Annotated in this window: 14 protein-coding genes, 1 tRNA gene and 3 rRNA genes; 15 read left to right on the top strand and 3 right to left on the bottom strand. The window is 59.8% G+C overall.

Annotation, left to right across the window (positions count from 1 at the left end; translation table 11 throughout):
- The first annotated feature begins 270 nt into the window (after positions 1 to 270).
- From recJ to uvrB, 15 genes are all read left to right on the top strand, one after another.
- Complete coding sequence (gene recJ, locus LCQ44_RS06035) at positions 271 to 3,558, top strand: single-stranded-DNA-specific exonuclease RecJ (RefSeq protein ID WP_225093351.1); 3,288 nt, start codon at positions 271 to 273, stop codon at positions 3,556 to 3,558.
- Between the two features lie 15 nt (positions 3,559 to 3,573).
- Entirely contained in the window at positions 3,574 to 5,934 is a 2,361-nt protein-coding gene (locus LCQ44_RS06040; RefSeq protein ID WP_225093352.1) for a RelA/SpoT family protein, read from the top strand.
- A gap of 84 nt (positions 5,935 to 6,018) precedes the next feature.
- The gene (locus LCQ44_RS06045) at positions 6,019 to 6,696 is read left to right on the top strand and encodes an MBL fold metallo-hydrolase (RefSeq protein ID WP_225093353.1); all 678 of its coding nucleotides are present in this window, start codon (positions 6,019 to 6,021) and stop codon (positions 6,694 to 6,696) included.
- 201 nt (positions 6,697 to 6,897) lie between these two features.
- On the top strand, positions 6,898 to 7,764 hold the full coding sequence (gene fba, locus LCQ44_RS06050; RefSeq protein ID WP_035137086.1) for a class II fructose-1,6-bisphosphate aldolase: 867 nt from the start codon (positions 6,898 to 6,900) through the stop codon (positions 7,762 to 7,764).
- A 255-nt stretch (positions 7,765 to 8,019) separates the two neighbouring features.
- Complete coding sequence (locus tag LCQ44_RS06055) at positions 8,020 to 9,453, top strand: transglutaminase-like domain-containing protein (protein ID WP_225093354.1); 1,434 nt, start codon at positions 8,020 to 8,022, stop codon at positions 9,451 to 9,453.
- Between the two features lie 39 nt (positions 9,454 to 9,492).
- A tRNA-Leu gene (locus LCQ44_RS06060) sits at positions 9,493 to 9,579 on the top strand.
- A gap of 429 nt (positions 9,580 to 10,008) precedes the next feature.
- Positions 10,009 to 10,578 (top strand): translation initiation factor IF-3, encoded by a 570-nt coding sequence (gene infC, locus LCQ44_RS06065; protein WP_006234423.1) that lies wholly within the window; start codon positions 10,009 to 10,011, stop codon positions 10,576 to 10,578.
- 32 nt (positions 10,579 to 10,610) lie between these two features.
- Positions 10,611 to 10,802, top strand: coding sequence for a 50S ribosomal protein L35 (gene rpmI / locus LCQ44_RS06070; RefSeq protein WP_006234422.1), 192 nt, complete (start codon positions 10,611 to 10,613; stop codon positions 10,800 to 10,802).
- 46 nt (positions 10,803 to 10,848) lie between these two features.
- Positions 10,849 to 11,208 (top strand): 50S ribosomal protein L20, encoded by a 360-nt coding sequence (gene rplT / locus LCQ44_RS06075; RefSeq protein WP_022094123.1) that lies wholly within the window; start codon positions 10,849 to 10,851, stop codon positions 11,206 to 11,208.
- Between the two features lie 538 nt (positions 11,209 to 11,746).
- Positions 11,747 to 13,252 (top strand): 16S ribosomal RNA (locus LCQ44_RS06080).
- Between the two features lie 400 nt (positions 13,253 to 13,652).
- Positions 13,653 to 16,627: ribosomal RNA gene (locus LCQ44_RS06085) — 23S ribosomal RNA — on the top strand.
- A 148-nt stretch (positions 16,628 to 16,775) separates the two neighbouring features.
- Positions 16,776 to 16,891: ribosomal RNA gene (gene rrf, locus LCQ44_RS06090) — 5S ribosomal RNA — on the top strand.
- The 16S, 23S and 5S rRNA genes sit together here, the layout of an rRNA operon.
- Before the next feature lie 193 nt (positions 16,892 to 17,084).
- Positions 17,085 to 17,726 (top strand): dephospho-CoA kinase, encoded by a 642-nt coding sequence (coaE, locus tag LCQ44_RS06095; RefSeq protein WP_089573602.1) that lies wholly within the window; start codon positions 17,085 to 17,087, stop codon positions 17,724 to 17,726.
- Positions 17,719 to 18,300, top strand: a complete 582-nt coding sequence (locus LCQ44_RS06100) for a lytic transglycosylase domain-containing protein (protein WP_225093355.1) — start codon at positions 17,719 to 17,721, stop codon at positions 18,298 to 18,300. The genes coaE and LCQ44_RS06100 overlap by 8 nt, the downstream gene beginning before the upstream one ends.
- Before the next feature lie 51 nt (positions 18,301 to 18,351).
- The gene (gene uvrB, locus LCQ44_RS06105) at positions 18,352 to 20,592 is read left to right on the top strand and encodes an excinuclease ABC subunit UvrB (protein ID WP_225093356.1); all 2,241 of its coding nucleotides are present in this window, start codon (positions 18,352 to 18,354) and stop codon (positions 20,590 to 20,592) included.
- Between the two features lie 65 nt (positions 20,593 to 20,657).
- On the opposite strand, the gene LCQ44_RS06110 is transcribed toward uvrB, so the two are convergent.
- From LCQ44_RS06110 to LCQ44_RS06120, 3 genes are all read right to left on the bottom strand, one after another.
- Positions 20,658 to 22,298, bottom strand: a complete 1,641-nt coding sequence (locus LCQ44_RS06110) for an NAD(P)/FAD-dependent oxidoreductase (protein ID WP_225093357.1) — start codon at positions 22,296 to 22,298, stop codon at positions 20,658 to 20,660.
- Between the two features lie 80 nt (positions 22,299 to 22,378).
- Complete coding sequence (locus tag LCQ44_RS06115) at positions 22,379 to 23,650, bottom strand: NAD(P)/FAD-dependent oxidoreductase (protein ID WP_225093358.1); 1,272 nt, start codon at positions 23,648 to 23,650, stop codon at positions 22,379 to 22,381.
- Complete coding sequence (locus tag LCQ44_RS06120) at positions 23,651 to 24,481, bottom strand: Mrp/NBP35 family ATP-binding protein (RefSeq protein ID WP_117840028.1); 831 nt, start codon at positions 24,479 to 24,481, stop codon at positions 23,651 to 23,653. It abuts the gene before it with no gap.
- Positions 24,482 to 24,557: the final 76 nt, after the last annotated feature.

A 24,557-nucleotide genomic window follows, 5' to 3' on the forward strand; every position in this document is an offset into this window, starting at 1 on the left:
CCCGTGACTCCCTTTATCCGCGAACTCGTTTGAATGGATATGCTAGACGCTCGCATGAGTCCATGCGTCAGAAACGCTCGATTATTTCGAGGCTATTACCGTCATCGTTTACCGAAACCACGGCGTGCTGCGAGGTTCTGCGTCCGTGCCGCACGGTATAATAAATCCGTTCAACAGATCTGCCTGCCGAAGCGGGCATACACAGAGGACTCATCGCTATGAACCGTGAGAGGTATCGCGGCGACCTGCCCCTATCGGGGGTGGGCGCCTATGTCATCGCTTAAGACGACGCATCGCTGGGCGGTCGCTCAGCAAAATCCCGAGCTCGAAAAGGAGCTTTCGGCTGGTCTGGGCATACCCGGGCTGGTGGCACGCATTATGGTTGCGCACGGCATTGCCTCGATTGAGGAAGGACAGCTATTTTTGACGCCTTCGCTCGACCGTGATTGGGCCGATCCGCTCGTCATTCCGGGCATGTCGGTTGTTGCCGATCGTGTCGAGCGCGCCATTCGCAACCACGAACGCATCGCCGTCTTTGGCGATTTTGACGTCGACGGCATTACGTCGACTTGTCTGTTGACCGAGGCGCTACGTTCGTTTGGCGCCAACGTCACGCCGTTTATCCCGCATCGCTTTGACGAGGGCTACGGTCTTTCGCGTGCAGCGCTCGACCGCGTCAACGAGCTCGCTCGCCCCCAGTTGATCGTGACCGTCGATAACGGCATTGCCGCCAAGGAAGAGGTTTCCTATCTGGAGAGCCTGGGAATCGATCTGGTGGTTACGGACCATCACGAGCCCTCCGACCAGGTGCCGCAGGGCGTGCCCCTGACCGACCCCAAGCTCGAGGACGAGGGTCCCTCGCGCGAGCTTGCCGGTGCCGGTGTGGCGCTCAAGCTGGTGCAGGTCCTGGGCGAGCGTTTGGGCAAGCCGTCGTATTGGCGTTCGCTGATCGAGGTCGCGGCGCTGGGCACCGTGTCCGACATGATGCCGCTCACGCCCGAGAATCGCGCACTGGTCGCCGAGGGCATCCAACAGATGCGCGTGACGGCCCGTCCCGGCTATATCGCGCTTGCCGCACTTGCCAAGGCCGACCTTTCTACCATTACGGCCGACGGCCTGTCGTTTTCGCTCATCCCTCGTCTGAATGCTGCCGGCCGCATGGCTGATCCCAAGCTGGCGCTCGACCTGCTGCTTGCCCGCGATCCTATCGAGGCAAGTGCACTGGCAGCCGAGCTCGAGGAAATCAACCGTCAGCGCCGCGAGATCGAGGCGGAGCTCACACGCGACGCCATGGCAAAGGTCGAGGAGACCTATGACGGCGGTCGCGCAATCGTCGTGGGTGGCGAGGGCTGGCACGAGGGCGTCAAGGGTATCGTAGCGAGCCGCCTGACCAACCGTTATCACGTGCCGGCGCTGCTCTTCTCGATTGAGGACGGCGTTGCGCGCGGATCGGGTCGCTCGGTGGGCAAGGTCAACCTGTTCGACGCCGTCGAGCGTTGTTCCGACCTGCTGATTCGTCGCGGCGGACATGCCGGTGCGGTGGGTGTGACCATCGAGGCATCCAAGCTCGATGAGTTCCGCCGCCGCCTTTCCGCCGTGCTATCGGAGCTTCCCGCCGAGGACTTTGAAGACACCGACGAGGTCGCCGCCACCGTCGACCTTTCCGAGCTGAATATCGAGACTATCGAGCAGATTTCTCGTCTTGAGCCGTTTGGCCAGGGCAATAAGGTGCCGCTTCTGGCTGCCGAGGGCGTGACGATGTGCGATCGCGCCGTGGTGGGCAAAACCGGCGAGCACATGCGCTTTGTGGCGACCGATGGCGCCGCGAGTGTGCCGGCCATCATGTTCCGCGTGCCGCAGATCGATAGGCTCATCAATTGCGACAGCGCCGTCGACTTGGTGTTCGAGGCCGTGGCCGAGCATTGGCAGGGCCGCGTGAAGCCCAAGCTCATGATCAAAGATGTCTTGGTGCGCGATACCGCGGCGTCCAATATCGACGATCCGGCATGCGAGCTTCGCCGCGGCGTGCAGCCGGCGGATTCTGGCCTGCGCCTGGAGTCGCGTAAACGCGAGACGCTCGCCCAGCTTTCTTATACCGAGCTCACGCGCTCGCTTATCCATAGCTTTATCGGCTCGAACCAGCCACATCGCGCGCAGGTCGAGGCACTCGACGCGCTCGCCGACCACCAGAGCGTTTTGGCCGTTATGGGGACGGGACGTGGTAAGTCGCTCATCTTCCATGTGCACGCCGCGCGCGAGGCGGTCCTTCGAGGGCGTGCGAGCATCTTTGTCTATCCGCTGCGCGCACTCGTTGCCGACCAGGCCTATCATCTTTCATCGACGATGGCTGCGCTCGGGATTGGCGTGGGCGTGTTGACCGGCGAGACCGTGGAAGCAGCGCGCGATGACGTGTTTGCCGGCCTGGCTTCGGGCCGCACTGGCATCGTACTCACGACGCCTGAGTTCCTGTCTATTCACCGCGACCGCTTTGCGCGCTCGGGGCGTATCGGATTTGTCGTTATTGACGAGGCGCACCATGCCGGTCTTGCCAAGGGCGGCGACCGAAGCGCATACCTCGACATGCCCGATATCCTCAAGGCCCTGGGCGACCCGGTCGTTATGGCTGCGACGGCCACCGCAACGGCTCCGGTTGTGGCCGAGCTCGCCCGCGTGCTGCCGATTACCCGTACGGTGGTCGACGAGACCGTGCGTGAGAACTTGCGGCTCGAGGACGACCGCGATCTTGCGAGCCGCGAAAACCGCCTGGTGTCCATCGTCGCGACGGGGGAGAAGACCGTCATCTACGTCAACTCGCGTGATCAGTCCGTGGCGCTTGCCAAGACGCTACGCAAACGCGTTCCCGACTACGCGTCGCATATCGCCTTTTACAACGCGGGCCTTACGCGCACCGACCGCCATCGCGTAGAGGAGGCGTTTCGTGACGGATGCCTCAGCTGCATCGTCTCGACCTCTGCCTTTGGCGAGGGCGTCAACCTTCCCGATATTCGCCATGTCGTGCTCTATCACATGCCGTTTGGCGCGATTGAGTTTAACCAGATGAGTGGCCGCGCCGGTCGCGATGGACAGCCCGCCGTGATTCACCTGCTCTATTCGTCGCGCGACGCCCGCATTAACGAGCGCCTACTCGACTGCTATGCGCCTGAGCGCGACGAGCTCGTCACGCTCTATCGCGCGCTGCAAACCATGTGGCGCTCCAACCGCGGCAAGACCGGGGACGATTCCTTTAGCGCGAGCGATATCGACATCGCGCAGATGTGCCTTGCCATCGATGCTCGCACGCCGGTCGACGAGCGCTCGGTGGAAAGTGGCCTGGGAATCTTCGAAGAGCTTGGCTTCTGTCGCGTTTCGGGGTTTGACGACACCCGTCGCATCGCGATGGCCGAAAACCCCGGCCGTGTGCAATTGAGCAGGTCAATTCGCTATTTGGAGGGCTTGCGTTCGCGCATGGAGTTCTCGGCTTTCCGGAGTTGGGCGCTCGATTCGTGCGCTTCTGATATGCTAGCCAAAGTTAACCGCCCGATCGTACCGCGGGCCTAGGGGAAGGGGACCTCGATGGATGCCGCAGCCCGTACCGCCCATGATTCCGCCCTCCAGCCGTTCTCGGAGATGGAGCACTATAAGCATGCCGATGAGCTGCCGCCCGAGATTATGGCGGACAGCTACGACAAGCTGGAGCGCCTGTGCCTCAAATATATGAATGAGGACGACTTTTCTAAGGTGGAGCAGGCCTATTGCTTTGCTGCCGAGAAGCACTGCAACCAAAAGCGCCGCTCGGGTGAGATGTACATCAACCATCCCGTCGAGGTGGCCATCATTTTGGCCGATCTCAAGATGGACTGCGATGTGGTGTGCGCCGCGCTGCTGCACGATACCGTCGAGGACACCGAGACCTCGCTTGCCGATGTTTCCGGCCTGTTTGGCGATACGGTGGCCGAGCTCGTCGATGGCGTGACCAAGCTCACCAACATCGAAGTCGACAGCATGGACGAGAAACAGGCGCTCACGCTGCGAAAGATGTTCCTCGCCATGTCCAAGGACATCCGCGTCATCATCGTTAAGCTTGCCGACCGTCTGCACAACATGCGCACCCTTGCGGCCCTGCGTGAGGACCGTCGCCTGTTTAAGGCCCGCGAGACCATGGACGTGTATGCGCCCCTGGCCGACCGTCTGGGCATGAGCTCCATTAAATGGGAACTCGAGGACCTGTCCTTCTTCTACCTTGAACCCGACGCCTACCAGCGCATCGCACGCATGGTGGCGGAGTCGCGCGAGGTCCGTGAGCGCTATCTGGCCGAGACCATCAAGACACTCACCGACGAGCTCAACCGCATTGGCCTGGAGGACTTCCAGATCAACGGCCGTTCCAAGCACTATTGGTCCATCTACCAAAAGATGAAGCGCAAGGGCAAGGAATTTTCCGAGATCTACGACCTGGTGGCACTGCGCGTCATCACGCATTCGGTGCGCGATTGCTACTCCACGCTCGGTGCGGTGCATACGCTGTGGCACCCCATGCCCGGGCGCTTTAAAGACTATATCGCCATGCCCAAGGTCAATAACTACCAGTCGCTCCACACGACGGTTATCGGCCCCACGGCTCGTCCGCTCGAGATTCAGATTCGTACCTACGAGATGCACGAGCAGGCCGAGTACGGCATTGCCGCCCACTGGCTGTATAAGAAATCGGGCGGATCGTCTGCGTCTAAGACCAATGATGCCCAGCGTCTGGACGACCAGATTAACTGGCTCAAACATTCGCTCGATTGGGCTGCGTCTGACGAGATCACCGATGCCAAGGAATACCTACATTCGCTGAAGGTCGACCTCTTCGATCAGGAGATCTTCGTCTTTACGCCCAAGGGCGAGGTCATGGCGCTTCGTGCCGGCTCCACGCCGCTCGACTTTGCCTACGCCGTTCACACCGAGGTGGGAAACCACTGCGTCGGCGCTAAGATCAACGGTGCGGTGGCCCCGCTCACGCACGAGATCAAGACGGGCGACCGCGTTGAAATCCTGACCAACAAGAGTTCCAAGCCGTCGCGTGATTGGCTCAAGATCGTTAAGACGCCTTCCGCCAAGTCAAAGATCCGCCGCTATTTTGCCGCCGCGACCAAGGACGACGACGCTGCCGCCGGTCGCGATATACTGGCCAAGGACCTGCGCAAGCGTGGCTATGGCATTTCTACACCGCGTTCGACGCGTGCGCTCAACGCCGTGGCGGAGCAGTTTAACTACAAGCAGCTCGAGGACCTGTTTGCCGCCGTCGGCGCCGGCAAAGTTGCCCCGCGCGCTGTGGGTAACAAGGTCGAGCAGATTTTGGACCCCAAGCCCGAGGAGCAGCTCACCAAGGCCGATGCTATCGCCGAGGTCGTGAAGCAGCCGGCCCGAGGCTCCAACCGCAAGCCGCAAAAGCGCGGCAAGAGCGCCGGCAACGGCATTATCGTCAAGGGCGAGAGCAACAGCGGCCTGCTGGTTCGTCTGGCCCATTGCTGCAATCCCGTGACGGGCGACGACATCGTCGGCTTCATCACGCGCGGTCGTGGCGTTTCGGTGCATCGCGCCAACTGCCCCAACGTCAAGGGTCTTATGGAGCATCCCGAGCGCATGATCGATGTGGAGTGGGACGGTGCTGCCGATACGCTTTTCCAGGTCGAGATCGTGGTCGAGTGCCTGGACCGCATGGGCCTGCTCAAGGATGTCACCATTGCCATTGGCGATGCGGGCGGCAATATCCTTTCTGCCGCTACGTCGACCAACCGCGAGGGTATTGCAACCCTGCGCTTTATGGTCGAGATCTCGGACGCGAGTGGTCTGGATCCGCTGCTGGCCTCTATCAGCAGCGTTGACTCCGTCTACGACGCGCGCCGCCTGATGCCCGGCGAGGGTGGAGCCCAGCTTAAGCGCCGCGTTTAGTCGCGACGAACGTGCCACATTATTGATATTCGCTACACTCGAGGCATCGTTTGATGCCTCGAATTCTATAGAGAGGAGAGGGACATGGGTGCTGTGTCCTTGGATGTAACTCCCAAGGGATCGGTCGAGATCGAGACGCTCGTAAACGGTCCCATTCAGACCAATAGCTATGCAGTTATTTCGAACAATGAGTGCGTGATCATCGACCCTGCGTGGGAAGGCGAGCGCTTGGTGGAGCATGTTCGAGCCGAGCATCCCGGCGTACGCGTGCTTGGCGCCGTATGCACTCATGGCCATGCCGATCATGTTGGTGGTGTTGCCGGCGTGCGAACCACCGTTGGCGAGGGCTGCCAGTATGAGCTGTGTACTAAGGATGTGGCGGTGCCGCATACGAACATCGAGGAACAGCGAGCTATGTGGTGCATTGAGACGCCCGATCCCGGGGAGCCGACGCGCCTGCTCGCCGAGGGCGATACCATTGAGGTGGGCAATATCTGCCTGCAGGTGATCGAGACGCCAGGGCATACGCCGGGCGGGATTGTCTTGTTTGCTGCCGCTGAGCAGGGGAACATTGCCTTTGTGGGCGACACCCTGTTCCCGGGTGGGCACGGCCGCACCGATCTTTCTGGAGGAGACGAGACGGCGATTCTTCGCTCGCTCTCCAAGCTCGCCCGGCTTCTCCCGCCCGATACCGTTTGCCTAACCGGCCATGGCGATTCGACCACCATGGCACGCGAACTCATGCAGAACCCTTTCATGTAGGTGTAGCTTTATCGTCAGCTTCTGAAGCACGAGAAGCGTCCAAACGTCAAGCTATTTTTCCCCAACGGGTCGATTCCGTAGGGCAAACGGTCAAAAAAAGTCTGTTTGGACGATATTCGTGAACAAACGAACGTTTATGCTCGGGTGCGCCGTGGTAAAATCTCAGGCGTTATCGGAGCAACCTTACAGGAGGTTTCTTTTATGCTCGTCAACGCAGCAGACATGCTCAAGAAGGCCGAGGCCGGCAAGTACGGTCTCGGTGCCTTCAACACCAACAACCTCGAGTGGACCCTGGCTATTCTCCAGGCCGCCGAGGAGGCCAAGTCTCCGCTGATCCTTCAGTGCACCGCTGGTGCCGCTAAGTGGATGGGCGGTTTCAAGGTCTGCGCCGACATGGTCAAGGCTGCCGTCGAGGCCACGGGCGTTACCGTTCCCGTCGCCCTTCACCTCGATCACGGTTCTTACGAGGACTGCTTCAAGTGCATCGAGGCCGGCTTCACGTCCATCATGTATGACGGCTCTCACGAGGAGACCTTCCAGCTTAACCTCGACCGTACCAAGGAGCTCGTTGAGCTTGCCCACTCCAAGGGCATGTCCATCGAGGCCGAGGTCGGCGGCATCGGCGGCACCGAGGACGGCGTGACCTCCAGCGGCGAGCTCGCTGATCCTGCTGAGTGCAAGCAGATTGCTGACCTGGGCGTCGACTTCCTCGCCTGCGGCATCGGCAACATCCACGGCGTGTATCCCGCCGACTGGGCCGGCCTTTCCTTCGAGCGTCTGGGCGAGATCAAGGCTCAGACTGGCGACCTGCCCCTCGTCCTGCACGGTGGTACCGGCATCCCCGAGGATCAGATCAAGAAGGCCATCTCCCTGGGCATCTCCAAGATCAACGTCAACACCGACCTGCAGCTCGTCTTCGCCAAGGGCGTCCGCGAGTACATCGAGGCTGGCAAGGATCAGCAGGGTAAGGGCTTTGACCCCCGCAAGCTCCTCAAGCCTGGTCGCGACAACATCGTTGCCCGCACCAAGGAGCTCATGGAGGAGTTTGGTTCCGTCAACAAGGCGTAAGTAGCGGTTTAACTTTTCCGTCGGAGGCCCCGTTCACCCTATGCTTTTCCCTTGCGCTCACCTGGCTTTGCCAGAAGTCGCGCAATGGGAAAAGCTCCGGGTGAACGGGGCTTCCTTCGTTAACTCGCTACAGGGTTACTGGGCTGAATTCATTTTTTGACTACCGCTCGGCGGTGTTGATGGCTCCCTTGTTGGGGCTTTCTTTTTTATCTCGCTACAATGGACTTCAAGAGTTCTAATGACTTGGAGTTTGGCATGGCTGTTATTAATGTGCTGCCTTCGGATGGGAAGGTTATTGACGAGGGGCCGGTTGGTTGCTCTGTTGATGTTTGCAATGATGACTTCTGTTTTCTAGATATTGGCTTGCCACCCGAGATCCTGCGTTTAAAGGACGCGGGGTATCTTTCGCAGGCTATTGAGGCTTGCGACCGCCTACTTGCCCAAGATCCCGATTCCTCGCTTGCTGCCTGCGTTCGTGCCGAGCGGTATCGCATGCTCGAGACGCCGCTTCATTTTTCGGTGCCGCGTGATCGAGCCATTGCGATGATTCGCGAGGAGTGGCCAGAGTTTACCGAAGAGCAGTTTGACGACCTGATTGATCGCAAGCGTATTGACTGGCGCTTTATCGATGGTGAGCTATTCGTTCTCGATAACTTCCTCAATTCGCTTCGCGTGTATCCCAAAGAGGTCCCCGGCATGCGTCCTGATCCTGCGGACGGAATTGCGCTGCGCAACCAGATGCTCAAGGAGATGGAATCGCAGAATGGGCTGTCTCGCGTCATTACTCTTAAGGCGTCCGTGTCTGTTCCCGGTGCTCTTGAGGGGGAGGCCGTTCGCGCGTGGCTTCCCGTTGCTGCCGCCTGCCGTCAACAGTCTCAGGTCGAAGTTCTCGATATGACGCCGGAGGGGCATGTTGCCCCCGAGGATGCGCCGGCGCGCACCGCTTCATGGTGTTCTTCGACCGAGCGCTCGTTCTCGGTAACCTATCGTTATCACATTAATGTTGCCTTCTGCGACATTTATGGAGGTGCGCTGCCCGAACGCCCGTGCATGGACACGCCGCTGCCCGAGGACACTTCCGAGGACCGTCCGCACATTGCGTTTACGCCGTACCTGCGACAGTTGACGGAGCGTGTTATTGACGGGCTCGAGGATCCGCTCGACCGTGCTCGCGCCATCTATGATTATCTGACGCAACATATCGACTATCGCTATCAGCCACCATATCTGCTTTTGGGTTCCATCGCCGATGACTGTGCACACTCGCTCCGCGGCGATTGCGGCGTTATGGCGCTCACGTTTATCACCATGTGCCGCATCGCGGGCGTGCCTGCCCGTTGGCAGAGCGGCCTGTATGTCGCGCCCGATTCGGTGGGGCCACACGACTGGGCCGAGTTCTACACACCTCGGACCGGTTGGCTTAACGCCGATATTTCGTTTGGTTCCTCTGCGCGCAGAATGGGGGAGGAGTGGCGTCGCCAGCATTACTTTGGCAACCTCGATCCGTGGCGCATGGTGGCAAACTCCCAGTTCCAAGCGGACTTATTCCCTGTATCTGATGGCATGCGTGAGGATCCCTATGACAACCAGATGGGCGAGGCCTCGGTTGACGGACGTGGATGCCGTCAGCGGGAGATGTTGCGTAAGATTGAGCTTATCGAAATGCTTGAAGTTCCATTTTCGGACTAATCAACAGAAAGCTGTGATAAACTAACTCACGCATTACGTGCCCGAGTGGCGGAATTGGCAGACGCAGTGGACTCAAAATCCACCGTTGGCAACAACGTGCGAGTTCGAGTCTCGCCTCGGGCACCATACATGCAAGTGAGCGTCAAGGGGGTCAAGGCCCCCTTTTTCGTGCCGAACTCGCGTGAGCGCGCGGAGCGTTAGGCAAACAGGCCAGCGGCCTGTTTGTAGCGGAGCGTGGCGAGGGCGCCGTGTGTCCGAAGCCCGGGGCTTCGCGAAGCGAAGGCCCTTCGAGTCTCGCCTCGGGCACCATACATGCGCCTGCGCTTCAAGGGGGTCAAGGCCCCTTTTTCGTGTACGTAATGTGATAACGCACGGTACGTGTTATTATCTCCGAGGCGTTGTTCTCACAATGCCCTAAAGAGGAACCCGAGGGTTCCCACCTTTTGGCGCCAACGAGCAGCTGACTGGTCATACAACTTAGAGTCTCTTCCTCATGCCGAGGATGTCTATGTGTACGACCTGGTTGCAAAGAAGCGCCGGGTTATTTTTTTATGAATGGAGGTAGGGAAAATAGCTAAGTCTGATGACACCCGCATCAACGACGAGATTACTGCATCTTCGTGCCGTTTGATTGGCGTCGATGGCTCTCAGCTCGGCCTGTTCGCCATCCGCGATGCTCAGCGTGTCGCCGACGATCAGGGTCTCGACCTGGTCGAGATCGCTCCCAACGCGGAGCCGCCGGTCTGCAAGGTCATGGACTACGGTAAGTTCAAGTACCAGCAGGCCATGAAGGCCAAGGCTGCTCGTAAGAACCAGTCCAAGGTCGAGGTCAAGGAAATGAAGTTCCGACCCAAGATTGACGTTGGCGACTACGAGACCAAGAAGGGCCACGTTCTGCGTTTCCTCAAGAAGGGCGCACGCGTTAAGATTACCATCATGTTCCGCGGCCGTGAGATGGCTCACCCGGAGCAGGGTCTTAACGTTCTCGAGCGTCTCGCCGAGGATCTCAAGCCTTACGCTACGGTCGAGTCCAAGCCTAAGATGGAAGGCCGTAACATGCTTATGCTGCTCGCCCCGATTAAGGGCGCCTTTGATGAGGATAAAGCGGCAAGCGATACTAAGTAACTAGTGTTCTGTAACCGATTAAGGAGTATTTCATGCCTAAGATGAAGTCCCACAGCGGCACCAAGAAGCGTTTCCGCAAGACTGGTACCGGCAAGCTTATGCGCGCCAAGGCTTTCAAGAGCCATATCCTGAGCAAGAAGTCCACCAAGCGTAAGCGTGGCTTCCGTCAGGAGACCGAGATCGCCGCTGCCGACCGCAAGGTCATCAAGTCGCGTCTCGCCTAAGTTCGCGTTCCCGTTTTTCGTTTAACCGTCTAGGAGTTGATAGAACATGGCACGTATTAAGCGCGCTGTTGCCGCCAAGAAGAAGCGCCGTACCGTTATGCACCGTGCGAAGGGTTACTACGGTGCCGCTTCGCGTACTTACAAGCATGCTAAAGAGCAGGTCCAGCACTCCCTGCAGTATCAGTATCGTGATCGCCGCAACAAGAAGCGCGAGATCCGCTCTCTCTGGATCACCCGTATCAACGCTGCCGCTCGCCTGAACGACATCTCTTACTCTCAGTTCATGCACGGCCTGAAGGTTGCCGGTATCGAGCTCGACCGCAAGGTCCTGGCTCAGATGGCTTACGAGGACATCGAGTCCTTCAACGAGCTGGCTGCCATCGCCAAGAAGGCTCTCGAGGCCTAATTGATTCTCTTGAATCGCTAGGGGAGTGTCGCGTTGTGCGCGGCGCTCCCTCTTTTTATCTACAGCGCTGGTTTATATAGCAAAAGCGCGGGTAGATAGACACTTACAGGTGACCGATCTTTATATATCTCTTAACCGAAGGGTCATCATCTGATACGTGCAGTATTTCTGCACCAGCCTTTCTATTACTTATATAGAAAGCGATGTATTGTGTAGGACTTGTGAAGAGTGGAATTGACGTCCCACATCGCTTCGCGGTCTGGCAATATATCTCCTTGCCGCGCGGCCCGGTGCAACCGGGAACCAGCGCAGGCGTGCACCTTGAGAACCGGATACTGCGAGGATGGACACTCACTTCAGTGTCGCATCCGGGCAGACATCGAACCATTTGAAATGGTCTAACTTGGATTTGTTTTTCGCAAGGCCGCCGAGAGGCGGCCCCGAGAAATTCCTTTTCCTATACTAGAACCATATGAATCGAACGGAACCGATCAGCTAATAGTTGTGAGGACCGGACGGGCTCGAAGCCCATTTATTTTGGACGGAGAGTTCGATCCTGGCTCAGGATGAACGCTGGCGGCGCGCCTAACACATGCAAGTCGAACGGCACCCCTCTCCGGAGGGAAGCGAGTGGCGAACGGCTGAGTAACACGTGGAGAACCTGCCCCCTCCCCCGGGATAGCCGCCCGAAAGGACGGGTAATACCGGATACCCCGGGGTGCCGCATGGCACCCCGGCTAAAGCCCCGACGGGAGGGGATGGCTCCGCGGCCCATCAGGTAGACGGCGGGGTGACGGCCCACCGTGCCGACAACGGGTAGCCGGGTTGAGAGACCGACCGGCCAGATTGGGACTGAGACACGGCCCAGACTCCTACGGGAGGCAGCAGTGGGGAATCTTGCGCAATGGGGGGAACCCTGACGCAGCGACGCCGCGTGCGGGACGGAGGCCTTCGGGTCGTAAACCGCTTTCAGCAGGGAAGAGTCAAGACTGTACCTGCAGAAGAAGCCCCGGCTAACTACGTGCCAGCAGCCGCGGTAATACGTAGGGGGCGAGCGTTATCCGGATTCATTGGGCGTAAAGCGCGCGTAGGCGGCCCGGCAGGCCGGGGGTCGAAGCGGGGGGCTCAACCCCCCGAAGCCCCCGGAACCTCCGCGGCTTGGGTCCGGTAGGGGAGGGTGGAACACCCGGTGTAGCGGTGGAATGCGCAGATATCGGGTGGAACACCGGTGGCGAAGGCGGCCCTCTGGGCCGAGACCGACGCTGAGGCGCGAAAGCTGGGGGAGCGAACAGGATTAGATACCCTGGTAGTCCCAGCCGTAAACGATGGACGCTAGGTGTGGGGGGACGATCCCCCCGTGCCGCAGCCAACGCATTAAGCGTCCCGCCTGGGGAGTACGGCCGCAAGGCTAAAACTCAAAGGAATTGACGGGGGCCCGCACAAGCAGCGGAGCATGTGGCTTAATTCGAAGCAACGCGAAGAACCTTACCAGGGCTTGACATATGGGTGAAGCGGGGGAGACCCCGTGGCCGAGAGGAGCCCATACAGGTGGTGCATGGCTGTCGTCAGCTCGTGTCGTGAGATGTTGGGTTAAGTCCCGCAACGAGCGCAACCCCCGCCGCGTGTTGCCATCGGGTGATGCCGGGAACCCACGCGGGACCGCCGCCGTCAAGGCGGAGGAGGGCGGGGACGACGTCAAGTCATCATGCCCCTTATGCCCTGGGCTGCACACGTGCTACAATGGCCGGTACAGAGGGATGCCACCCCGCGAGGGGGAGCGGATCCCGGAAAGCCGGCCCCAGTTCGGATTGGGGGCTGCAACCCGCCCCCATGAAGTCGGAGTTGCTAGTAATCGCGGATCAGCATGCCGCGGTGAATGCGTTCCCGGGCCTTGTACACACCGCCCGTCACACCACCCGAGTCGTCTGCACCCGAAGTCGCCGGCCCAACCGCAAGGGGGGAGGCGCCGAAGGTGTGGAGGGTGAGGGGGGTGAAGTCGTAACAAGGTAGCCGTACCGGAAGGTGCGGCTGGATCACCTCCTTTCTAGGGAGATTAATTCTTAGAGAGACAAACTTTAACTCGAATAGAGGGCAGGAGCCCGTCCGGTAGATGTCCCGCCACGGATGATTCCCCGCAGCACCCGGTCCCCGGGGTCGCACCCGCGTACCTTGAGAGCCGCATAGCGATAGGAGAGAGATGGAAGATCATTCTTCCAGACTCGATTCTTTTCTGCGATTTATCAGACAGAATGATAGCAATCATTCATCCGATCCAAACAAGAAGAATTCACTTATAAATGAGTGAGGAGCATCTGATCGCGAGCACAGTGAAGACTGTGCCGCGGTATGAGATACCCGAATTGCGACATACGAGCGCTATTCATGATATCGATTAATTTAACTTAATTAGCGACACGTGGATATCCCGCGGGCCCGATGCGGTCCCGCAAGATACCACGGGCGCACGGCGGATGCCTTGGCACAGGGAGCCGATGAAGGACGCGGCAAGCTGCGATAATCCCCGGCGAGGAGCACACATCCTTCGACCCGGGGGTCTCCGAATGGGCGAACCCATCCACAGCGGTGTGGATATCCCCACCCCGAACACATAGGGGTGGGGAGGACAACCCGGGGAACTGAAACATCTAAGTACCCGGAGGAGAGGAAATCAATCTCGAGACTCCCCGAGTAGCGGCGAGCGAAAGGGGACCGATGGCCAAACCGTCGAGCGGGCATACCCGGCAGGGGTTCCGCCGACGGGGTTGCAGGGCCGCGCATCCGGGGGCTGCCGCCCCCGGGCGCAGGTCCGGCTGGGGAGCGGAACGGCATGGGAGGGCCGGCCGCAGCGGGTGACAGCCCCGTACGCGAACCCAGACCGGACGGCGCGACGCGGTCCCTGAGTAGGGCCGGGCACGTGAAACCCGGTCCGAACCTGGGTGGACCACCATCCAAGCCTGAGTACTACCCTGTGACCGATAGCGCACCAGTACCGTGAGGGAAAGGTGAAAAGCACCCCGGGAGGGGAGTGAAACAGTACCTGAAACCGTGCGCCCACGAGCAGTCGGAGCACCTTTATGGTGTGACGGCGTGCCTTTTGTAGAATGAGCCAGCGAGTCGCTGGCGCGGGGCGAGGTTAACCGAAAGGGAGCCGAAGCGAAAGCGAGCCTTAACAGGGCGACTTGAGTCCCGCGCCGCGGACGCGAAGCCGGGTGAGCTATCCGTGGGCAGGCTGAAGCGGGGGTAAGACCCCGTGGAGGGCCGAACGCACGTCGGTTGAAAACGGCGGCGATGACCTGCGGATAGGGGTGAAAGGCCAATCAAACCCGGAGATATCTCGTTCTCCCCGAAATAGCTTTAGGGCTAGCGTCGCGCGTTCACCGCCGGAGGTAGAGCACCGGATGGACGAGGGGGCTTCGCCGCCTACCGAATCCAACCGAACTCCGAATGCCGGCGGCCCAGAGCGCGGCAGTCAGAGCATGTGGGCTAAGCTGTGTGCTCGAGAGGGAAACAGCCCGGACCGCCCGCTAAGGTCCCCAAGTTCCAGCCGAGTGGCAAAGGATGTGCGTCCGCCCAGACAACCAGGATGTTGGCTTAGAAGCAGCCATCCATTCAAAGAGTGCGTAACAGCTCACTGGTCGAGTGGACATGCGCCGACAATACACGGGGCTAAGCTGGACACCGAAGCGGCGGGATTTTAATTCATTAGAATCGGTAGGGGAGCTTCCCATGGGCGGAGAAGCCGGAGGGCGACCGACGGTGGAGCGCATGGGAGTGAGAATGCTGGCATGAGTAGCGAGAGACGAGAGAGTAACTCGTCCGCCGTGAACCCGAGGTTTCCTGGGCAAGGCTAATCCTCCCAGGGTCAGTCGGGGGCTAAGGCGAGGCCGGTAGGCGTAGCCGACGCGCAGCAGGCAGACATTCCTGCACCGCGCACGCGGCGCTACGACCGACGGGGCGACGGATGGGGGTGGCTCGGCGGGGTTCTGGACGTCCCCGTGATGGAGCGCGGCCCGCGGACCAGGGAAATCCGGTCCGCAGAAGGGCGAGGCTCCGGACGAAGCGACTGAGCGAAGCGAGTGAGCCCGAGGTCCCTAGAAAAACCCCTAGGCAGGCGCGTGCGCGCCCGTACCGCAAACCGACACAGGTGGGTGGGTAGAACATACCGAGGCGATCGGGTCAACCATGGTCAAGGAACTCGGCACAATGGCCCCGTAACTTCGGGAGAAGGGGTGCCCGCGCGTACGTGAACGGACTTGCTCCGGGAGCGGAGGCGGGCCGCAGTGGAGAGGCCCAAGCGACTGTTTACCAAAAACACAGGACTCTGCAGAAGCCGCAAGGCGACGTATAGGGTCTGACGCCTGCCCGGTGCCGGAAGGTCACGCGGAGGAGTTAGCCGATTCGGCGAAGCCCCGAAGCCAAGCCCCGGTAAACGGCGGCCGTAACTATAACGGTCCTAAGGTAGCGAAATTCCTTGTCGGGTAAGTTCCGACCTGCACGAAAGGCGCAACGACTTGGGCGCTGTCTCGACCATGGACCCGGTGAAATTGCACTGGTCGTGAAGATGCGACTTACCCGCGGAAGGACGGAAAGACCCCGTGAACCTTCACTGCAGCTTGGCATTGGCCGCTGGTCCCGCGTGTAGAGGATAGGCAGGAGGCACAGATCCGGAGGCGCCAGCCCCCGGGGAGCCGCCCTTGGAATACTGCCCTCGCGCGACCGGCGTCCTAACCCGAGGCCGTCAACCGGCTCGGGGACCGTGCCAGGCGGGCAGTTTGACTGGGGCGGTCGCCTCCTAAAGGGTAACGGAGGCGCGCGAAGGTCCGCTCGGGACGGTCGGCAACCGTCCTTTTGAATGCAAGAGTACAAGCGGGCTTGACTGCGAGGCCCACAAGCCGAGCAGGTGCGAAAGCAGGCTCTAGTGATCCGGCGGCCCCGAGTGGGTGGGCCGTCGCTCAACGGATAAAAGGTACTCCGGGGATAACAGGCTGATCTTGCCCAAGAGTCCACATCGACGGCAAGGTTTGGCACCTCGATGTCGGCTCATCGCATCCTGGGGCTGGAGCAGGTCCCAAGGGTACGGCTGTTCGCCGTTTAAAGCGGTACGCGAGCTGGGTTCAGAACGTCGTGAGACAGTTCGGTCCCTATCCTCCGTGGGCGCAGGAGAATCGATGGAGGCTGCCCCCAGTACGAGAGGACCGGGGTGGACGCACCTCCGGTGAACCGGTTGTCGACCAACGGCACGGCCGGGTAGCCGCGTGCGGCGCGGATAACCGCTGAAGGCATCTAAGCGGGAAGCCGTTCCAGGGATTAGTTCTCCTTCCGGTAAGGGCCCAGGTAGACTACCTGGTCGATAGACGGCAGGTGCAAGGGCGGCGACGTCCTCAGCCGAGCCGCACTAATCGCCCGAGCTCTTCCGGAACCGCACCTCGCGGCCCGCGGGACTGAGCGCTCATGCGCGCGGTCCGGGCACGAGGATGCCCCCGAGTCAGATCTTTCCTATGCGCCATGCGGCCCCCAGGGCACGTAGATGAGACCCAGGACACCGTAACGGTGGGCGCCGCCCACCGGTCAGCGGCCAGAGCATGGGGGGCACGCCCGGCCCCGTTCCGAACCCGGAAGCTAAGCCCCATCGCGCCGAGAGTACTGCGGGGCCAGCCCGTGGGAGGCCAGGGCGCCGCTGACCGGTGGACGGCACCGAGCCGTCATCGAAACTGAAAAAGGGGGAGGCCTCGCGGCCTCCCCCTTTTTTGCGTTTTATAGAGAGCTGTAATACAAGAACTCGCCTTCTCTTAGCTTGTCTTACTGTTTGGCTGTATTTTGAGTCCTTCTTTTGTATTTGCGCGATAATAACTCCCATTGGCGTTAGGGAGGACTTGATGTTTACCGTTTTTGTCTTGGGCAATATTGCTTCGGGTAAGTCGACTGCCTGCCGCTATCTCGAATCTCATGGCGCCATGCTCATCGATCTGGACGAACTTGCCAAATCGCTGTATGTGCCAGGCTCCGATATCGTCAATGCCCTCGCGGAAGAATTTGGCTGGGATATTTTGGACGAGGAGGGCGGCGTTCGCCGTAACATCCTCGCTTCTCGAGCTTTCGCTTCTCCTGATTCGGTCGCACGGCTCAATGACCTTGTGCACCCCGTTCTCATTGAACAGCTTTCGCTTAGGATTCTCGATCCGGTTTGTTGTACGGTTTCGTCCCCCCGTTATCCCTTTGCGGTTGTCGAGGTTTCTGCCCCGACTGGTTTTGAGGATGCTTTTGGCCTGGCTGATGAAATTCTGGTTATCAGTGCTCCTTTGGCAGTTCGTCGCGAGCGTGCCATTCATCGTGGTATGGAGTCCTCTGATTTTGATGCTCGCTCTGCATGCCAACCTGATGAGGCTTCGCTTTGCAATCTCGCTACGACGGTAATCGATAATGCGGGAGGCGATAATTCGCTCTTTGAACAACTGGACGCATGGCTTGTGCGCCATGGCTTCGGGGATGTAACGGATAAGGAGGAGGCCGATGCCTAAGACACGTTTCTTTACGTGGTATCGCGTTGCGCCACTTGCCGTTGTGCTCGTCTTCGGCTTTATTTCGCTCGTCTATTCGTATGCTCCTGCCGCCTTCTTTAAGCCTTTGTATCCAATTGACTACGAGGCGTATGCAAAGCAATCGAGCATTTCGCACAATCTTGATCCATATCTGGTGTGTGCTGTCATAAAGTCGGAATCGAATTGGGATCCCGAGGCTGAGTCGAATCAAGGCGCTCGGGGATTGATGCAGCTGATGCCCGAGACTGCCCAGGATATGATTGCCAAGGGTCTTGTCGATGGTAGCGAGTATTCCGCCGACAACCTTAACGATCCCGCTACGAACATCGAGTTTGGCTGTGCGTATCTTTCGTATCTTCTAACGTATTTTAACGGGTCGACTGACAGCGCCATTGCCGCCTATAACGCCGGCATGGGCAATGTCGACGGATGGGCGCAGCAGAGCACGTCGCTTCATAATGCAATCACCTTTCCCGAGACGCAGGCGTATCTGATTCGTGTCAATAATGCCTGGGTTCGCTACAAGACCCTCTATCCCGATCGGTTCGTATAGGACTATGCCTGCCGCCTGCGTATACTGCAGATATATGAGTTAGGAGTATCCATGGCGGAATTTGAAGTTGAGCGTGTTGGAGGAGAGCTCAAACGTTTTGGCGTTGAGGGCTCTGAGGTGCCGTTTGAGGTCGTGTCTCCATACGAGCCCGCTGGTTCCCAGCCTAAGGCCATTGAGTCGCTTGTGCAGGGTGTGAGGGACGGAGATCGCTATCAGGTTTTGCTGGGCGTGACTGGTTCGGGCAAGACCTTCACGATGGCTAAGACTATTGAGGCCCTGGGGAAGCCGACGCTGGTCATGGCTCCCAATAAAACGCTCGCCGCTCAGCTTGCGAGCGAGCTCAAAGAGTTCTTTCCCAACAACGCTGTGGTCTACTTTGTCTCGTACTACGACTACTATCAGCCCGAGGCGTATGTGCCGCAAAGCGATACATATATCGAGAAAGACTCCTCGATTAACGAAGAGGTCGAGATGCTGCGCCATCAGGCGACCGCATCGCTGCTATCTCGACGCGATGTGATCGTTGTCGCATCGGTCTCGTGTATCTATGGCATTGGCTCTCCTGAGGACTATGCGGGTCTGGCTCCAAACGTCGACAAGAAGGTGCCGCTCGAGCGCGATGACTTTATCCATGCACTTATCGACATTCAATATGATCGCAATGACTATGACCTGGCGCGCGGCACGTTCCGCGTGCGCGGCGATGTTGTCGACGTGTATCCGCCTTATGCCGAGCATCCGTTGCGGTTTGAGTTCTTTGGCGACGAGGTCGAGCTGATTGCCGAGATCGATGAGGTTACCGGTGAGATGCTTCGTGAGTACGAGGCCATCCCCGTATGGCCGGCATCGCACTACGTGACCGAGAAGCCGAAGGTCAAGGCGGCTCTGAAATCGATCAGCGAAGAGTGCGAGAAGCGCGTGGCGGAGCTCAAGGCGACTGATAAGTTGCTCGAGGCGCAGCGTCTGCAGCAGCGCACCGATTATGATCTTGAGATGCTCGAGACGATGGGTTTTTGCAACGGCATCGAGAACTACTCGCGTCATCTGGACGGTCGCAAGCCGGGTGAGCCGCCGTTTACCCTAATCGATTACTTTCCCAAGGATATGCTCTGCATCATCGATGAGAGCCATGTGACGGTGCCGCAGATTCGCGGCATGCACGAAGGTGACCGCTCGCGTAAGGTGACGCTGGTGGAGCATGGTTTTCGCCTTCCTTCGGCACTCGATAACCGCCCGCTTCGTTTCGATGAGTTTGAGGCAAGGATACCCCAGTTTATCTATGTTTCGGCCACACCGGGCGACTACGAGCTGCGGGTGAGCCAAAACGACGTTGAGCAGATTATTCGTCCAACCGGTCTGCTCGACCCCAAGATCGATGTGCGTCCGGTTCGTGGGCAGATTGACGATCTTGAGGACGAGATTCGCGAGCGCGTTGCCCGCAAGGAGCGCGTGCTGGTGACCACGCTCACCAAGCGCATGGCCGAGGACCTGACCGACCATCTGCTTGATGCCGGCATTAAGGTCAATTACATGCACTCCGATACAGCGACGATGGACCGTGTCGAGATCCTGCGAACGCTGCGCGAGGGAAAGATTGATGTTCTCGTTGGCATCAACCTGCTTCGCGAGGGCTTGGATCTTCCCGAGGTCTCACTGGTGGCAATTCTCGATGCCGATAAGGAAGGCTTCTTGCGCAACCGCCGTTCGCTGATTCAGACGATTGGCCGCGCGGCCCGTAACGCCGATGGTGAAGTCATCATGTATGCAGACGTTGTGACCGATTCGATGAAAGAGGCCATCGAGGAGACGCAGCGCCGTCGCGAGATTCAGATGGCATATAACGAAGAGTATGGCATTGTGCCCAAGACGGTGCGCAAGGCCATCAACGACATCTCAAGTTTTATTGCCGAGGCCGAAAAAACCGTGGGTTCCAAGGGGCGCTCGAAGGGCGACTCTCTTGGCCATGGCGCATTCTATACGCCCGATGAGTCGGGCGAGGGTGGCGTGCCGGAAACGGTGGCGCCCGAGCAGACACTTGCGGAGCAGTTGGAAGAACTGCCGCATGACGAGCTTGTGCGGATTGTCGAAACCATGGAAGAGGATATGCGTAACGCTTCTGCCGCCATGGACTTTGAGGAGGCGGCGCGCCTGCGCGATGCCGTCGTTCAGATTCGGGCGATGCTCGAGGGCGCGTCTGAGGACGAGACGATTGAGCGTTTACGTTCGCAGGCCCGCAAGGGTTCCACGTTCGCATCGGGCAGAAAACGCCAGGGTGCACGGTTTAAGAAATAGCGAACAGGCCCCGAGTTCCCTGTGGAGCTTGGGGCCTGTGTCTTTTGCGCGCTGGAATTCGTGCGTTAGAGGTCTGCGATCAGGGCTTCGGCACAACGGATGCCGTCGGTGGCCGCGCTCATGATGCCGCCGGCATATCCAGCTCCCTCACCACAAGGGTAGAGGCCCGGGGTCGACACGGCATGGCATGTTCGGTCTCGGGTGACGGTGACCGGTGAGCTCGAGCGAGTCTCCACGCCGGTAAGAACGGCATCGGGGCGGTCGTAGCCTCGTAGTTTTTTTCCGAGTAGGGGAAGTCCCAGACGGAGCGACTCGACGATATGCTGCGGCAGGGCTTCGTCAATTGCCGTCCAGGTCACACCGAGCGGATAGGTAGGTTTTACCTTTCCGGGCGCCTTGCTGGCGCGTCCTGCGAGGAAATCTCCGACGAGCTGTGCCGGTGCGTTCCAGCTGGAACCGCCCAGGCGATAAGCGGCCGCCTCGCAGGCACGCTGGAGCTCGATGCCGGCGAGCGGGTCATCGTTGGGAAGGTCCTCGGGCGTGACGTTAACGAGCAGGGCGGCATTTGCGTTGCGTCCGTCGCGGGCATTAAGACTGGCGCCGTTGACGCACAGGTGGCCCTGTTCGGAAGAGGCGGCGACAACCTGTCCGCCGGGGCACATGCAAAACGAGAACACGCTGCGGCCGTTGGGAAGATGGGCGACGAGCTTGTAGGGGGCTGCTCCGAGGGCAGGATGTCCCGCCGAGGCTCCGTATTGGGCACGGTCGATGTCGCGCTGCGGATGCTCGATGCGAACGCCCATGGCAAAGGTCTTTTGTGCGAGGGCCACGTTGTGGTCCTTAAGGAGCTCAAAAATATCGCGAGCAGAATGCCCGCAGGCGAGGATGAGGTGCTTTGTCTCGATTGGCTCGCAAGCGGCGTCTTGGGACGATTGGACATCAATACCGGTGATGGCGCCAGACGCGTCGATGCGAATGTCGACGAGCTTCGTTCGATAACGGACGACACCTCCGAGCTGCTCGATGCGCTGGGATATAGCGGTGACAACCGTGGGAAGGATGTCGGAGCCAATGTGCGGCTTGGCATCCCACAGAATATCGCGGGGCGCACCCGCCTCGACGAAGGTTTCGAGGATAAGGCGATGGGCGGGATTTTTGGTTCCCGTATTGAGCTTGCCGTCCGAGAAAGTCCCCGCGCCGCCCAGGCCAAACTGGATATTGCTCTCGGGGTCGAGGATGCGCTCCTTTAGAAAGAGGTCGATCGCCCGCGAGCGGCGAAATGCCGGGTCGCCGCGCTCGATGAGCAAGGGCTTAAGACCTGCTTCGGCGAGCGTAAGCGCAGCGAAAAGGCCGGCGCATCCGGCGCCGACAACGACAGGGCGTTCTTGAGGCGCGTCGGAGGCGGGGGAGGGGAATGAAGGCTCATCGTCTTCTATCGCGCGTACGCGCGAGCGGTCACGCTCGGCAACGCTGTCGACCGCTTCTCGCTCGAGGTGGGGACTAGTCAGCTCAACAAGAAAACTCAGGATAAAATGGACGTCTCGTTTTTTGCGAGCGTCGATTGACTTGCGGTGGAGCTCGATGGACTTGATCTCGGAGTCCTTGCAACGTAGGACGCGCTTGGCGACTCGCTTGCCAACAATGAGACAGGCATTTTCATCGCCGGCTTCATCGAGCGACGCGTTGACTTGGGTGATTTCAATCATCGAGGTCTCCTTAGAGGCAAGAAAGAGGCCGTCCGGTATCCCAGACGGCCCGAATGCGTTTTTGATTATAGACTGCGCGGCTACAGGCTGCTTGCAGCGCGAATGCCCGAGATCCAGGCCCACGCAAGGTTAAAGCCTCCGCAATCGGCGTCGATGTCGAGCGCTTCACCGCAGACGTAAAGCGGGGCGTCGACAACGCTGCGCACGCGTAGACTGGGTGTCGAGATGCTCTCGACAGATATGCCACCACGCGTGACCTGCGCCGAGCGCTCATCGGTCGTTCCCTCGGCAAACAGCTTAAAGTGCTTGAGAATCGAGACCAGGTGGATGACATCGTTGGAGCCTGGATGGCACTGCTCGAACGCTGTGCAGACGACGTGGGAGAGTTGCGGGGCGAGCATGCCGTCGAGCCAACGGGGATCGCGGGGTGAAAAGCCGCCGAGCAGCTCAATGCGCCGGTTGAGCTGCTCGAGCAATTCGTCTTTAGAGAGGTCGGGGAAAACGTCGAGCAGGATCGTATCGCCGCGCTGGATACGACGGGAGAGGTTGAAGACAGCGACGCCCGAGATGCCGAAGGTTCGAAACAGCACTTCACCGTCTTCGTGCCAGAGCTCATTATGATTGCGGGCGAGCGTCAAGCGGGCGCGGACGCGCAGGCCGTCCAACGTCTTGAGTGCCGCCCGATCGCCAACGACCGTTGCCGATACGGGGCAGAGGATGGGGCGCAGCGAAGTGAGGGGAAGGCGAAACGTATCGGCGATACCGGTGGGGTTGCCGCCCGTGGCGATAATTACGGCATGTGCCTGCAGGGCCTCGTTCTTGCGAGGGACATCGGCGAGCGCTTTCCGAAGCGAGCGGAGCTCCGATTTTCGGTCGTCGTGCTTTTTTGCCTTGAGCACCCGCGCTGGACGGTCTATTTGGAGTGCCCAGCCTTCGGAAGCTTTGTGCGCCGAGGCAACGTTGGCTCCGCAGATTAAGGTGATACCTAGGCGGTCGCAAACGTTGAGAAGCGCGTCGCGCACCGATTCGGCGCGAAGGGAGCGCGGGTACAGTCGGCCTTCCTCGGAGGTTGTCATGATACCCAGCGAGGAGAAGAAACCCATAAGCTCTTGTTCGGGTTGGGGGCCCATGACGGATTCGACGAATGCGGGGTGGTTGTACCGCTGGAAATCAATTGATTCGTTGGAAAGGTTGCAACGGCCGTTGCCGGTCGCAAGGAGTTTAAGGCCACAGGCAACATCGCGCTCAACGATGCAGGCGCTTTTGCCTGCGCGTGCGGCAGTAATGGCGGCGGCGAGACCCGAGGCCCCGCCGCCGATTACCAAGACGTCATAGGAGGCGTTTGTGTTCACTTAGGCCTCGGCGGTCTCGTGCGGGGCAATGGCCTCGACGGCAGAGACGGCCTTGGGCAGCATGCCATCGGGCAGCGCGGTCTCGACTTCACCCTTATCGCAGGCCTCGGCGAGTGCCGGATTGATGGGAAGCTGCCCTAGGATCTCGAGGTTGTAACGCTCGGCGACCTCGGGGAGCTTGCTCTTGCCAAAGACTTCGATCTTCTTGCCGCAATCGGGGCACTCGATATAGCTCATATTTTCGACGATTCCCAGAATGGGGACGTTCATCTTCTCGGCCATGTTGACCGCCTTGGCGACGATCATCGAGACCAGATCCTGCGGGCTCGTGACGATGACGATGCCGTCGACGGGCAGCGACTGGAAGACGGTGAGCGCGACGTCGCCTGTTCCCGGAGGCATGTCGACCAGCAGGTAGTCGATGGGACCCCACGAGGTCTCGCTCCAGAACTGCCTAATGGCGCCTGCGATGACCGGACCGCGCCAAAGGACGGGGTCGGTCTCGTTTTGGAGCAGCAGGTTGGAGCTCATGACCTTGACGCCGTGCTCGGAGATTTCGGGCAGCATAAGGTTGCCAAGGGCATGGACGTGGCGTCCGCTCATACCGAACATCTTGGGGATAGAGGGACCGGTGATGTCGGCATCGAGGACGCCGACCTTGTGGCCGTGACGGGCAAGCTCGGTGGCGATGGCACCGGTGACAAACGACTTGCCGACACCGCCCTTGCCGGAAAGCACGGCGATGACGCGTTTGACCTCGGACAGCGTGTTCTCCTCAAATTGCGACGGCGACGTTTGTCCGCCGGCGGCCTGTGCGTGCTCGCAACCCATGTGTGACTCCTTTGTAAATGTTGGGGCCGGGGCCCCGTGATGTGACACGAGCGTCATTGTACCCTCGTTTGCGAGC

The sequence above is a fragment of the Collinsella aerofaciens genome (genome assembly GCF_020181355.1).
Taxonomy (GTDB): Bacteria; Actinomycetota; Coriobacteriia; order Coriobacteriales; family Coriobacteriaceae; genus Collinsella.

Excerpts from the sequence above, each read along its gene's own strand:
- LCQ44_RS06120 (WP_117840028.1), bottom strand. The coding sequence starts at position 24,481 with ATGGGTTGCGAGCACGCACAGGCCGCCGGCGGACAAACGTCGCCGTCG.
- LCQ44_RS06055 (WP_225093354.1), top strand. The coding sequence starts at position 8,020 with ATGGCTGTTATTAATGTGCTGCCTTCGGATGGGAAGGTTATTGACGAG.
- fba (WP_035137086.1), top strand. The coding sequence starts at position 6,898 with ATGCTCGTCAACGCAGCAGACATGCTCAAGAAGGCCGAGGCCGGCAAG.
- rpmI (WP_006234422.1), top strand. The coding sequence starts at position 10,611 with ATGCCTAAGATGAAGTCCCACAGCGGCACCAAGAAGCGTTTCCGCAAG.
- LCQ44_RS06040 (WP_225093352.1), top strand. The coding sequence starts at position 3,574 with ATGGATGCCGCAGCCCGTACCGCCCATGATTCCGCCCTCCAGCCGTTC.
- rplT (WP_022094123.1), top strand. The coding sequence starts at position 10,849 with ATGGCACGTATTAAGCGCGCTGTTGCCGCCAAGAAGAAGCGCCGTACC.
- coaE (WP_089573602.1), top strand. The coding sequence starts at position 17,085 with ATGTTTACCGTTTTTGTCTTGGGCAATATTGCTTCGGGTAAGTCGACT.
- uvrB (WP_225093356.1), top strand. The coding sequence starts at position 18,352 with ATGGCGGAATTTGAAGTTGAGCGTGTTGGAGGAGAGCTCAAACGTTTT.
- LCQ44_RS06110 (WP_225093357.1), bottom strand. The coding sequence starts at position 22,298 with ATGATTGAAATCACCCAAGTCAACGCGTCGCTCGATGAAGCCGGCGAT.
- LCQ44_RS06100 (WP_225093355.1), top strand. The coding sequence starts at position 17,719 with ATGCCTAAGACACGTTTCTTTACGTGGTATCGCGTTGCGCCACTTGCC.
- infC (WP_006234423.1), top strand. The coding sequence starts at position 10,009 with ATGGAGGTAGGGAAAATAGCTAAGTCTGATGACACCCGCATCAACGAC.
- LCQ44_RS06045 (WP_225093353.1), top strand. The coding sequence starts at position 6,019 with ATGGGTGCTGTGTCCTTGGATGTAACTCCCAAGGGATCGGTCGAGATC.
- recJ (WP_225093351.1), top strand. The coding sequence starts at position 271 with ATGTCATCGCTTAAGACGACGCATCGCTGGGCGGTCGCTCAGCAAAAT.